The organism is Thermonema rossianum DSM 10300 (assembly GCF_000426825.1).
GTDB classification, from domain to species: domain Bacteria; phylum Bacteroidota; class Bacteroidia; order Cytophagales; family Thermonemataceae; genus Thermonema; species Thermonema rossianum.
Window position 1 is genome coordinate 121316 of record NZ_AUGC01000010.1, and the last position, 12167, is coordinate 133482.

10 protein-coding genes and 1 rRNA gene are annotated in these 12167 nt (G+C 48.1%); 7 read left to right on the top strand and 4 right to left on the bottom strand.

Annotation, left to right across the window (positions count from 1 at the left end):
• Nucleotide 1: 1 nt before the first annotated feature.
• Genes K384_RS08450 through K384_RS08460 form a run of 3 tightly spaced genes read right to left on the bottom strand, consistent with a single transcriptional unit; the run spans nt 2 to nt 2813 of the window.
• Nucleotides 2–454: a hypothetical protein gene (locus K384_RS08450; RefSeq protein ID WP_038031354.1), complete on the bottom strand. Its 453-nt coding sequence runs from the start codon at nt 452–454 to the stop codon at nt 2–4.
• Complete coding sequence (gene thiL, locus K384_RS08455; protein WP_038031356.1) at nt 430–1467, bottom strand: thiamine-phosphate kinase; 1038 nt, start codon at nt 1465–1467, stop codon at nt 430–432. The genes K384_RS08450 and thiL overlap by 25 nt, the downstream gene beginning before the upstream one ends.
• Nucleotides 1464–2813 carry a saccharopine dehydrogenase C-terminal domain-containing protein gene (locus K384_RS08460; RefSeq protein WP_038031358.1) on the bottom strand — a complete coding sequence of 450 codons (1350 nt, stop codon included), beginning with the start codon at nt 2811–2813 and terminating at the stop codon, nt 1464–1466. Before K384_RS08460 ends, thiL begins: the two co-directional genes overlap by 4 nt.
• Nucleotides 2814–2925: 112 nt before the next feature.
• Here K384_RS08460 and K384_RS08465 point away from each other — a divergent pair, with 112 nt between their 5' ends.
• From K384_RS08465 to K384_RS08490, 6 genes are all read left to right on the top strand, one after another.
• Entirely contained in the window at nt 2926–6078 is a 3153-nt protein-coding gene (locus tag K384_RS08465; RefSeq protein ID WP_038031361.1) for a PAS domain S-box protein, read from the top strand.
• A gap of 9 nt (nt 6079–6087) precedes the next feature.
• On the top strand, nt 6088–6588 hold the full coding sequence (locus K384_RS08470; RefSeq protein ID WP_051633261.1) for a cytidine deaminase: 501 nt from the start codon (nt 6088–6090) through the stop codon (nt 6586–6588).
• 3 nt (nt 6589–6591) lie between these two features.
• A complete protein-coding gene (locus K384_RS08475) occupies nt 6592–7830 on the top strand; it encodes an S-adenosylmethionine:tRNA ribosyltransferase-isomerase (RefSeq protein ID WP_038031363.1) in 1239 nt (412 codons plus the stop codon).
• Between the two features lie 27 nt (nt 7831–7857).
• Nucleotides 7858–8562 (top strand): hypothetical protein, encoded by a 705-nt coding sequence (locus tag K384_RS08480; RefSeq protein ID WP_038031366.1) that lies wholly within the window; start codon nt 7858–7860, stop codon nt 8560–8562.
• A gap of 5 nt (nt 8563–8567) precedes the next feature.
• Nucleotides 8568–9263 (top strand): lysoplasmalogenase, encoded by a 696-nt coding sequence (locus K384_RS08485; protein ID WP_084147175.1) that lies wholly within the window; start codon nt 8568–8570, stop codon nt 9261–9263.
• 62 nt (nt 9264–9325) lie between these two features.
• A complete protein-coding gene (locus K384_RS08490; RefSeq protein ID WP_051633263.1) occupies nt 9326–9739 on the top strand; it encodes an energy transducer TonB in 414 nt (137 codons plus the stop codon).
• Here the strand turns inward: K384_RS08490 and K384_RS08495 are convergent.
• Nucleotides 9708–11480, bottom strand: a complete 1773-nt coding sequence (locus K384_RS08495) for an ArnT family glycosyltransferase (RefSeq protein ID WP_038031368.1) — start codon at nt 11478–11480, stop codon at nt 9708–9710. The two genes, K384_RS08490 and K384_RS08495, sit on opposite strands and share 32 nt — an antisense overlap.
• A 458-nt stretch (nt 11481–11938) precedes the next feature.
• Between K384_RS08495 and K384_RS08500 the strand changes: the two genes are divergently transcribed.
• Nucleotides 11939–12167, top strand: a 16S ribosomal RNA gene (locus K384_RS08500); the annotation flags it as partial.

Genomic DNA, 12167 nt, shown 5'->3' on the forward strand with positions numbered 1-12167 from the left:
GTCAGCCTATCCGGTCTCCGGTTTTAAGTTGGCACTCATGGATGCGTCGCCGCAGGCGTTTCTGCCAAAAAAATCCATTTTTAAAAAAAGCACGCAGGTGGGCGCCGGCATTTTGCCAGAATTGCTCCCAGCGGCTCATGCCATAGCCTATGTCTTTGCCAATCAGTATGTACTCCAGCCCCATGGCGGCGGCTTGCTCTTCGGCACAGCGGTTGCCATAAAGCACACTGCCGGGGTTTTGAATGTAAACTTGAATATAGTGCGTGCTTGAGTCGCCCACCACTACGCGGTCATCACCGGTCATTTTCCACTCCACTTCTTTTCCCGTAACCATGGACTTCTCTTTGACCACCTTGGCAGGCTGCTGCTCCTGTGCCAAAACCTGTGGTGTGCTGAGGGAAAAGAAGAGAACAACCAATAAACGGCTGCCTATGATTTTTTGAAATGATTCCATCCTTGCGCTTCTATTTTAACCAGGTTACCACCTCTTGTTTGTAAGTACGTACCTTCGCTCGGATGGGTTAGGTATCCAATAGGTACGATATCGGGGTGGTCTTTCACTTTTTCAAAATCAGACGGCGAAAGGGCGAACAACAGCTCATAGTCTTCACCACCATTCATGGCACAGATAGTGGGGGCTATTTTGAACTCATTCACGGCTACCTCATAGGTCATGCGGTCAATGGGGATGCGTTCTTCATACACCAGTGCACCGGTATTGGACTGTGTGCACAGGTGCAGGATTTCCGACGCCAAGCCGTCTGAAATATCGATCATGGCAGTGGGGATTACCTCCCGTTTTCGAAACTCTTCGACCATATCAAGGCGTGCCTCGGGGCGCAGCAAGCGCTCTACTACGTAGTCGTAGGGGGTGAGGTCGGGTTGCTGCTCCGGATTGGCTAAAAACACCTGCTTCTCGCGCTCCATGATTTGCAAGCCTATGTAGGCAGCGCCCAAGTCGCCGGTTACACAAAGCACGTCATGAACACGTGCCGTATGCCGGTAGGCAATGCGTTGGGCACTTACTTCGCCCTCAATGGCTACATTGATGATTAATCCACTGCGGGAAGAGGTAGTATCGCCGCCTACCAAATCCACACGATAGCGCTCACAGGCTATCTTCATGCCTTCGTACAACTCTTCAATGGCTTCTACCGAAAAACGATTGCTCAGGGCTATGCTCACCACGGCCCGCTTGGGGTAGCCGTTCATGGCAACGATATCCGATACATTCACGGCAATGGCTTTATAGCCCAAGTGCTTGAGTGGGGTATAGCCCAAATCAAAATGAATGCCCTCTGCCAGCAGGTCGGTAGAAAGCAGCCCGTAGCGTTCCTCGTCGATTTTCCAAACTGCCGCGTCATCGCCAATGCCTTTTAGTGTGGAAGCATGTTGGCGCGTTTCGTATTTTTTCAGACGCTCAATCAATCCAAATTCGCCCAGTTCTGCTATCTCTGTTCTTTTCATAGAGCTGTCGTTTCTTTTTTCTGTTTAAAATGAATACCGTATGATTGCAGGCGCTTTAAAGCCGGCTCGTAAATTTCGGCATGCACCGGTGCCTGCACGCCACGTAGAGAAAGATTGCCCTCTATAAGCAGCTCGGCAGCTATGCCCAAGGGCAAGCCCACGGTTTTGGCCATGGCTGTGATGCCATTGGCTTCACCTTCCACTACCAGCTCGCTGACCTCGCGTTGCCGCTTGCCATTGAGTTCAAACTCTATGTCGTGTTGCATCACAATCATATCGCGGTCGCCGGCTTGCAATGCCCATTTTTGTTCGAGAAGCAACTGTAGCAAGGCCGCCGGTGTCATTTGTGCCGAAGGCGCCGGCACCGGCTCTTCTTCGAAGAGTCCCAACCACTGCAGGCAATGCATTTCGTGGCTGCCGGCAGGGATTTGCAAATAACGCAGCACTTTCTCTTCTACACTCAACTGCGGGTCATAGGGCAGGAAAGCATTGACCAAGGCACGCCAAGTCAGATTTTTGGTTTCTATCAGCAGGGCATCGTTGGTTAGTCCCAATTGCACCAGGCAGTTCCAAGCACTGCAGAAACCACGGCGCCGGATGGTACCGCGCAGCATGGTAGCCACATCCTGCAAACCATACAGAGGCATGTAGTGCAACGAATCGCGGTTCGGATACGCCTCAAACTCGCCGTATCCGTCTATATGAATGGGTTGCACTCTTTTGAACAACTGATGATAAGGCACATATTTGTAATCGCCCTGCTCGCGATACATGGCCGGCGTGCCTTGCCCGGCAAGTACTACATTGCGCGGATTCCATGTAAATTTATAATGCCAGGGGTTGTTGTCATAGGCAGGCGCGATAAGCCCACCGGTGTAAGAGCGGAAAGCCGTGATGCGGCCGCCCTCTTTCCGGATAGCATCCATCATCTGCATGGCAGACATGTGGTCAATGCCAGGGTCAAGCCCCATTTCGTTGAGCAACAACACGCCGGCATCAAGAGCAGCCTGATGCAAGGCGGCCATCTCAGGCGAGATATAAGAGGCGGTAATCAAGTGCTTACGGTGCTTTACGCACAGCTCTGCCACATAGAAGTGCATGTGAGGCGGCAATAACGAGATGATGACATCGAAAGACATTAAAAAACGCTCGGGCATTTTATGCGGGTTCCAATCCAGGGCTTCCGCCTGCAGTTCCGGATAGGGTGCCAGCTGCTTATCCAAAAAATCTTTGGAAACATCGCTGACAGTCACCTGCCAGTGTGCGGTGCGTACCTTTTCGGCTAAAAAACGGATGAGCGCGGCAGCCGAGCGCCCTGCACCTATTAATAATACTTTGCCTTTCATTCTTTTATGCGATTTCAACAAATTGCTGTATATTCGTAAAAGAGACTATCGAGCAAATGTACTACATTTCAATGAGCCAAGTGGCTTAGGCGCCTCAAATCATGGTCATAATATGGAAAAAACACGTAAAAAACAGCAACTATATACCGTTTTTACTTTGGTGTTGCTTACCATTTTACTTTCGGTGGTGTTCACGGCTGCCTGGTTGTATGTGCGCTTCGACAACTACCGGCAGGCTCAACAGCTTTTGGAAGTAGGGCAGCAGGCAAACATCACTTTGCAACAACTCTTCATAGAAGCAGAACAAGTAGCCGGAGGCAACGAAAACCGGCGTCGCAGTTTGCAAGAAGAACTTACCTCTTATGCAGTCCTGCTGAACGCACTGGACAGGGGCGGCGAACTGGAGGTAGGCAACCAAACCATAAACCTGAAGACCGCCGTGCCGCAAGAGGCACGTCCTTTATTGCTCAAAATAAAAGACAAGTGGCAAGCTTATCGCGCATATGCCGACACCTTGGCTTCACAGCCGCTGTATTTGATTGAAAAACAAGAGGCGCCCGAAGAGCTGAGCCTTGACATAGACCTCGAGCAAGCAATAGAAATTCAAGGCGGTGAAACCAAGCGCCTGAATCCTGCCATCACGCGGTCTATCAATTATTTGCGGGCAGAAACTTTTGTGTTGCTGGCATTAAACGCCAAGTTGAATCAACAATTGCAAGCGTCGCTCAACGAAGCGCAAGGGGCTTTTTACTGGAGTATTGTGGGCTTCGTTGCCATCAATCTTTTGGTGCTCTTGCTGGCTGCATTGTTTGTGCGCAGTCGCTTGGTGCATCCTTTGCAGAGCCTGTTGCGCAAAGCCAAGTCAATCGAAAGGGGCGATATATCCGGGCAAGCAACACCAATGGACGACGACAACGAACTAAGCGAAATAGCCCGGGCTATTGAGCGCATGGAGCGCAATATCTTGAACACCTCTTCGCTTATCAAGGCTTTGGGGCGTAGTCATACGGCTACACAGGTGCCTTACAAGCAGAAAATAGACATGCCCGTGTTGGCAGAAGCAGTAGAGAGTGTTCAGTTGCGCTTTACAGAAGTACAGGAAGAAGAAGAACACCGCGCATGGGCTTCGCAGGGCTTGTCTGTGTTCGTAGATATATTGCGTGAATATGGAAACCAAGATATTCAAACGCTTAGTTATGCTCTTATTTCCCGCTTGGCAGAGTATGTGGGAGCTGCCCAAGGGGCACTCTATGTCATGGAAGAGGATGAAAACCGGCGAACCGGTGAAAAAAACATTTACGCCGAGTTGAAAGCCTGCTATGCCTATGGGCGTCAGAAGTTCATAAAAAGCCGGGTATATCCCCGAGAAGGCGTTTTGGGACAAGCCCTCGCCGACGGTGAAACCATTTACATCACCGATGTGCCCGAAGGGTATTCCGAAATCCACTCAGGCTTGGGGGGGGCCGAGCCCCGTTCCATTCTGATTGTTCCGCTCAAGCTCAATGAGCTCTTGGTGGGTGCCTTAGAGTTGGCTTCTTTCCATGAGTTCCAGCCTTATCAGATAGAGTTTATTGAGCGCATTGCCACCAACATTGCTTCTACCATCAACAACGTAAAAGCAAACGAACGCACGCGCTTGTTGCTGAAACGTCAAGAAGATGTAGTAAACGCACTGCGCCAACAGGAAGAAATGCTCACACAAAACATGGAGGAGCTGCGGGCTACACAAGAAGAAATGGAGCGCAATCAGGCAGCATTGGCAGCGCAATCATTTGCCATTGGCAGCTCTTTGCTCAATATTGAGTACGACCTTTACGGCAGTGTGTTGAATGCCAACGCTTTGGCTTGCGAAGTGCTTGGATACAGCCTTGCAGAGTTGAAAGAAAAAAATCATCGCCAACTGGTAGATACCGAAACAGCGTATAGCCCTGAATATGAGGCTCTATGGCAAGCACTGCGCGAAGGCGAAGCTCAAAAAGGGGAGTTCAAGCATGTGGGGAAAGATGGGAAAGAAGTATGGCTGCAGGCTACTTTCGTACCGGTGCCCGACCAGCGTGGAAAGGTAGAAAAGGTGCTCTTTCTTGGGTTTGATATCACCGAGGAGAAACACAAAATATTGGACTATGAGGCACAACTTCAAGCCATTTACCGCACCACAGCAGTCATATCTTTCGACCTGCAAGCCAACATCACAGATTTGAACGAGCTGGCACTTCGCCCATTGGGATACAATAAAAGCGATTTGCTGGGCAAACACCTTAGTTGGCTCAAAAACCGCACGGTAGCCGAAGATGAAGATACCAAACTGCTGTGGCGAAAACTGAAGGGGGGCATGGCAGAGTACGGTGAGTATTGCTTCTATGACCATGAAGGTAAGGAGTGCTGGTTTGAAGGGAGTTTTAACCCGGTGCTTGACCCCAACGGCAATACCACCAAGGTAATGTTTTTTGGCACCGACATCACGAGCCGCAAAGAAGCCGAACGTCAGATGCAAGAAGCGCAGCGCCGTGCCTACATTCAGCGCGAAAACCTGCTGGCGCTTATCAACAATACCGAAGACCGTATTTTTTCCATAGACAAAAACTTTTTTGTAACCATCATCAATGAGAATGCCCGCCGCATGTTCCGCCAAATTGGCCGCGATGTGCACGAAGGCACCAACATATTGGATACCTTGCCACACGACAAGTACGATATGCTTAAAGAGCCCTACCAGAAAGCATTGAAAGGGGAGACCATCCGGGCGGAAGAGAGCTATATGGGGGCTGACGGGCGCGAAATATACTTGCTGGTAAGTTATACCCCCATTCATGATGATGAAGACAGGATTGTAGGTGTAACCGTGTTTGCAAAAGACATCACAGAACTGAAACGCCAAGAAGAAGAGTTGCTGCAAGCCAAGCGCAAGATAGAAGAAAAAGAGATGGAAGTAGAGGCGATTCTGAATGCGCTTGACTTTTATATCTTTACCTTCGATACGCGCATGAACCTTACTTTCTTCAATAAAGCAATTGCTGATGAAGTCTTGAAGCGGCGCAACATCCATATCCGTGCCGGTGAGTCTGCCATAAAGAAAATCCATGAGTTTGAAGAAGCAGACTACTGGCAATTACTTTATGAAAGGGCGTTGAAAGGCGAAATTATTGTTACCAAGCGCGAAGTAGAAAAAGAAGGAGAGAAAGTAGTGCAAAATATCCGCATAGAGCCGCTGCGCAATAAATTTGGTAAAGTATATCGTTGTGTGGTTATCATTCAAGAAGACTAACCTCCCTATATGAAGAAAGACTTTCAAATTCGACTGGATGCAACTTTATATGAATGCTGGGAAGACCTGCCCGCAGACTACCGGCAGCTCATTTTAGAGGCGCGCAAAGCCACCGATGAATCCTACGCCCCTTATTCTCAATTCCATGTAGGCGCTGCCATCTTACTTGCCGATGGCAGCATGCTCAGAGCAAACAATCAAGAAAATGCTTCTTATCCCTGTGGGGCTTGTGCCGAGCAAAGCTTGCTGTACTATTATGGCACGCGTGCAAAACAATCGCCCATTGTGGCGATGGCAATCACTGCCCGGCGTGCCGGCAGCCAAGAGTTCATAAAGATAACGCCTTGCGGGAAGTGCCGCCAAGTGATGCTTGAAACCTATCACAGACAAAAGCAAGCATATGTGATATTGCTCGAGTATGGCAAAGGGCAGTTTTTGAGCCTTCCGTCAATAGAAGTACTTTTGCCCTGCAATTTCAACCCCGAAGTATTGCAGGAAAATAACCCATAACGTATGAGTACACACACAACACTGCCCAAAATCAATTTAAAAGACTATAACTACGACTTGCCCGAAGAGCGTATTGCACAAAGTCCGGTAACGCCTCGCGATCATGCCCGCCTGCTCTTTTACCGTGCCGGCGACATTCAACACCATTTTTTTTATGAGTTGCCGCAGCTTTTGCAGACAGGCGACGAACTGGTATTCAACAACACTAAAGTTATTCCTGCCCGGCTCTATTTTCAGAAATCCACGGGGGCTGTCATTGAAGTGCTGTTGTTGCACCCCGTATCACCCGGGAAGTTGGTGGCTGTCAATATGGCGGCACAAGAAACCTGTAGCTGGCAGTGCATCATTGGAAACAAGAAGCGGTGGAAAGGCTTCCTAAGCCGCCATTTTACAATCAATGGGGAAGAAGGTGTCATTTTTGCCGACCTCGAAGATGCCGAAAACAATATTGTGCGGTTTCACTGGTCGCCTGTTTCTTTTACTTTCAGCGAAATAGTGCAGGCGCTGGGTAAGCTGCCCTTGCCCCCTTACATTAAACGCGAGTATGACGACATAGACAAAGAGCGTTATCAAACGGTCTATGCACGTAGCGAAGGGGCAGTGGCTGCGCCTACAGCAGGCTTGCACTTCACAGAAGAAACCCTGCACGAGCTGGCACAAAAAAAAGTAGGCTATAATGAAGTGACCTTGCACGTGGGGGCCGGCACTTTTCAACCGGTAAAACATACCGAAGATGCTCTGGAGCATCCTATGCATGAAGAGCAGATGGTAGTGGCGCAGGGCACCGTTGAGCGTCTTCTGCAAGCCAAAGGGCGCATCATTCCCGTCGGAACCACTTCCATGCGTACCCTTGAAACGCTTTACTGGCTGGGCGTGCAGTGTTACGAAGGGGAGGCGCCCAACCTCAATGGCTTTTATTTGGACAAGCTCTTTGCCTACCGCCATGCAAAAAGCAACCTCTCCGCTCAAGAAGCACTGGAAACCTTGCTTGAAACCATGCAAAAGCAAGGTGTGCAGCAGCTGGTGGGCGATACGCAAATTTACATTGTGCCCGGTTATCGCTTCCGCTTGTGCCGTGGACTGATTACCAACTTTCACATGCCGCAAACCACCCTCATTCTGTTGGTGGCTGCTTTCATCGGTGACGATTGGCGTCGAGTGTATGAAGCCGCTTTGCACAAAGGATATCGTTTTTTGAGCTATGGCGACTCTTCGCTCTTGTTACCGGCTTTTTCGGAATAACTCAACGCTATAAAAAAATAGATGCTTATGGGGGCAAATTTATTTTCAAAAGGTTTGAAAAAAGGTGCGCAAGCCGCTGCTTTCATTTCCAAGATAGTCTTTATCATCAGCTGGCGGGCTATAGCGCTTGCGCTCTTGGGGCTTGTTATCAACTTCACCCTTTATGTGTTTAGCGACACCGCTCTGCTCTACCTCACAGGCAGCGTGTATGTGGGCTTCCTGTGGCGTCTGCTGGGATACGTATTCATTTTCTTGTTTTTCTTTCTCTTTCCCGTGTTTTACATCTGGGTTTCTTGGAGCTGGGGCATCGCCCATGCCGTGCATTATATTTTCACCAAAAGCATGGAAGGATTTGTACGCTACTTTGTGGATAAGTTCGTGGATTTTGTGTTCAACAACAAGGCTATCAAGGAAAAGGTGGAGCATGGACTTACGCGCAGCCTGTTATTTGAAACCTTGCCTAATTATTTGGAAAAGCTTCCGAATGTGCCCTGGCTGCTGCGCCCGGTGGTGCACATTGTCATCAGAAAACTGAACTTGCAGGAAGTATTTACCTTGGCAGTACAAAAAAACGAAGACCAGATAGACAAAGAGGGAATAAGCAGCAAGCTGACCGAACAAATCATGAATAAGTTGCCATCGGTGGTAAAAACGCCTTCACTGGTGCCTTTCTTTTTGGTTCTGGGCGCCAACTTGGCTCTTTTCATTATTATTCAACTTATGGTTATGTAGGCTTTATGAAACCGGAATTCAGTCGTTACTTTTTGTTTGCTTATGCTTTGCTGGGCGCCATTCACATTCTGTTTCATGAACACGAAACAGTTCATCATCTTAGCAAGCCTTTTTTGATGCCCTTGCTGCTGCTGTATGCGCTAAGTGCATTACGTAAGTTGCCGGGCTGGCTTGTCATCGCCCTGCTTGCTTCTTGTTTGGGCGATAGCTTTCTGATGTATGAAGCACGCAAGCCTGTGTACTTTGTATTGGGGCTTGGCAGCTTTCTGATAGCCCACCTTGCCTATATCATTCTTTTTATCAAGACATCAGAACCTGTTTCATGGCAGTTACGTATAAAAAAACGTGGGATGATATTAGGCATGTTATTGGCTTATGCAGCAGTATTGCTTGCCTTATTACTGCCGCGGACGGGCGCCTTGCAAATCCCTGTCGTTGTTTATGCCGTGGTGTTATGCGCAATGGCAATGACTGCCTTCTTGCGCACGAGCAGCGGCCTTTCGGCGCATGCTTTGTTGGTAGCTTTGGGAAGTGTGCTGTTTGTTATCTCTGATTCATTGCTGGCAGTGAACAAGTTTGTCTTTGCTTTACCTTATGCCCCTGTGTGGATAATGGGCACCTATCTGACTGCTCAATATTGGATAGTCCGGGGAATGGTCATTTACGAACAGGAAAAGAGTTTGCTACAAAAGAAGGAATAACCGGCAGGCATATGTTGAGTTTTGCAAGATTTTTGCGTAACTTTAAATGAAAGAAAGAGCAGGTGAAAAGACTATTTTCCATAGGTATTATCATTGGCTTGCTGCTTCCGCTCTGTTTGCATGCTCAAAAGCAGCGAAGTGCAAGTATGGATGCCCATATTGTGCTCAAGGCGGCAGAAGTGATGCCTGAGCCAATAGGTGGATATGAGTCTTTTGATCGCTATCTTCAAGAAAATATTCGCTACCCCCTGCAAGCACTTGAGAATAAAGTAGAAGGTTATGTGTTCGTTCGCTTTGTAGTACGTGAAGATGGCTACCTTGTCGAACCTGTCATTACCAAAGGATTAGGATACGGCTGTGATGAAGAAGTTCTGCGTGTCATAAAAAATGCCCCCCCTTGGAAACCGGGCAGGGAGGGCACTCAGCTTGTACCGGTAGAAATGACTATTGCCGTTTTGTTTCGTCTCCCTCGTTAACTCTTTTGATTTTCAATAAGTATTGTTTGCTTACTTGTTGTTTCCGGGTGGCCGGATTCAAAAATGGCAGAGTGAGTTCTGTAACCGGAAAGCGCTCCAGCTCCATCACGGTTTCATAAGAAATGCCCATTTCGTCGAGCAATTCTTTATATGAAGCGTCAACATACAGATAGAAATCTGCTGTGCGTGTTTTTGTAAACGATTGCAGAAAAGATTTGCCGGCTTCTTTTTCCATCACCTTTTTTTGTGCCGCGTCTTGAATGTCCATTTTCTCAAGGCGCACCTCAATGCTATCCTTTAAGTCGGGAACAATGTACTGTGCATAAAACTCCAGCGAGGGGTGGTAAAAAGAAAGCAAGGCATAAGTGTGGTTTTGCAGCTTGTTTTGCCGCAAATACCGGCCTACAATACTCGGGGCTTGATACCGTAGCAAAGCGGGATATACATGGGCATTGAGAAAAATATTCACTACACAAATGGCAACAAAAGAAGGAATCAGTACTTTTTCATGAGGTAGTGTAGCATAGCGGTAACTTAGTGCATACAGGGCAATACCTGCTGCAACACATGCCCATCCCCACCATGAATGAAGAGGAAATATCCATAAAAGCATAGTCAAAAGCAGTAACAGCAGTAACAGTTCTATAAACCGCTGCGTATATCGCAAACGCATGACCACCTTTTGCCATTTGAGGGCACGCCCCAGTACTACCACCCATTTGGCAGTAATGAGTGCTATCAGTGGAAACACCACAAAGGTATAGTGTGGCAACTTGAACTTAGACAATGAAAAAGCTATAAAAACCAAGGTAAACCCTCCCCATGCAATGAACTCTTGCCGCTTGAGCTTACGAAAACGGTAACGCCACACGCGGCGGCTCTCTAAAACATAGGCAACCACTGCGAGCAACGACCAAGGCAAGAAGCTCCAGAAAAAGCTATGTACGAAGAAAAATAAACCGGCGTCATTACGCCAAGGGTTTTCTCCCGTAATGCGGCCAAAGCTTTGTGTCCAGTAATAAAAACGCAAGCCCGATACGCCCTTTTCCGGGTGGGCATCGAATTGTTCATAAAGACCAATGCTCATGGGAAGCAATATGATGGCTACTATCACCATCACATACAGCCAAGCAGGTCTAAAAAACTGCTTCCATTCTTTACGCCAAATCAAATCGAAGCCCAGGGCCAAGGCAGGAGCTACCAGACCAATAGGACCTTTTGCCAGCATTGCCAGCCCCACACCTATGCCTATTCCCGTAAGAGAGCGCCGTTCAGGATGCCGCAGATAAGCTGCCGTTTGCCATATGGCAAAAGTTACCCATGCAGTGAGCATGGTGTCGGTCCGGATGTCATGATTCATGAGTATGCACGCCTGACAGCTTGCCCATAGCAAAGCAGCCCAATAGGCTACCTGCTTCGTATAGTAAAGGCGGGCAAAGCGGTACAGGGAATAAACGCCAATCAATGAAACCAAAACCGGAATAAGACGGTAACTCCAGTTGCTTATACCAAATAGCTTAAAAGCAACAATCGATGTCCAGAAGAGTAGAGGGGGTTTATCTAAGTAGTCACTGCCTTTGTAAGTGATTTGTAGAAAGAGGTCATGGGCAAGCATTTCCCACGAAATGGCACCATATTGTGCAGCATCTACATCCATTAAGTCCATGGGCATGCCTACTACATAAACCAATAAGGGCAGCAAAAGCCACCATACGTACCGGCGTTGTGTTTTACTAAACATAAGGAAGTGTTTTTGTCTGTTGCAAATATACAAGAGAGCCCAATATAGGGCCGCCAAAATTCTTATAAATAGGAAGTGTGAATTTTTTGTCTGCTTAAAACATTGATAATCTTTTATTTATGTATTTCTGCATAAATTTTTTTCTTCGAACACTTGCACAGAAAGAGAAAGGTATCTACCTTTGCACTCGCAAATGAGGGAAACGGGCGATGCGGCAGGCAGCCCAGCGAAAAAAAAGAGGGGTAGGAATTTGGAGGGAAACAAAAAGTGTTTTAAATTTGCATTCGCTTTTGCGGGCAGCGCAGGGCGAAAAAAGTTAGCAAAAAGTTTGCAAGGAATTAAAAGAGTAATTACCTTTGCAACCCGCCTTTGGAAGGAAGGCACAAAGGCTCTTAGGAGTCAGACGTTCTTTGACCTAATGAAAGAGAGTTCACGTTGTCGGGAATCAAACTTTTTTTACAACGGAGAGTTTGATCCTGGCTCAGGATGAACGCTAGCGGCAGGCCTAATACATGCAAGTCGAGGGGCAGCGGGTCTTCCTTCGGGAAGATGCCGGCGACCGGCGCACGGGTGCGTAACGCGTATGCAACCTGCCCTGCACTGGGGGATAGCTCAGGGAAACTTGAGGTAATACCCCATATGCTCATCGAGGGGCATCCCTTGTTGAGGAAAGCTCCGGCGGTGCAG

Bases quoted from the DNA above. Each gene is read 5' to 3' on its own strand.
- K384_RS08485 (WP_084147175.1), top strand. From the start codon at position 8,568: ATGAAACCGGAATTCAGTCGTTACTTTTTGTTTGCTTATGCTTTGCTG.
- K384_RS08465 (WP_038031361.1), top strand. From the start codon at position 2,926: ATGGAAAAAACACGTAAAAAACAGCAACTATATACCGTTTTTACTTTG.
- thiL (WP_038031356.1), bottom strand. From the start codon at position 1,467: ATGAAAAGAACAGAGATAGCAGAACTGGGCGAATTTGGATTGATTGAG.
- K384_RS08460 (WP_038031358.1), bottom strand. From the start codon at position 2,813: ATGAAAGGCAAAGTATTATTAATAGGTGCAGGGCGCTCGGCTGCCGCG.
- K384_RS08470 (WP_051633261.1), top strand. From the start codon at position 6,088: ATGAAGAAAGACTTTCAAATTCGACTGGATGCAACTTTATATGAATGC.
- K384_RS08480 (WP_038031366.1), top strand. From the start codon at position 7,858: ATGGGGGCAAATTTATTTTCAAAAGGTTTGAAAAAAGGTGCGCAAGCC.
- K384_RS08450 (WP_038031354.1), bottom strand. From the start codon at position 454: ATGGAATCATTTCAAAAAATCATAGGCAGCCGTTTATTGGTTGTTCTC.
- K384_RS08495 (WP_038031368.1), bottom strand. From the start codon at position 11,480: ATGTTTAGTAAAACACAACGCCGGTACGTATGGTGGCTTTTGCTGCCC.
- K384_RS08475 (WP_038031363.1), top strand. From the start codon at position 6,592: ATGAGTACACACACAACACTGCCCAAAATCAATTTAAAAGACTATAAC.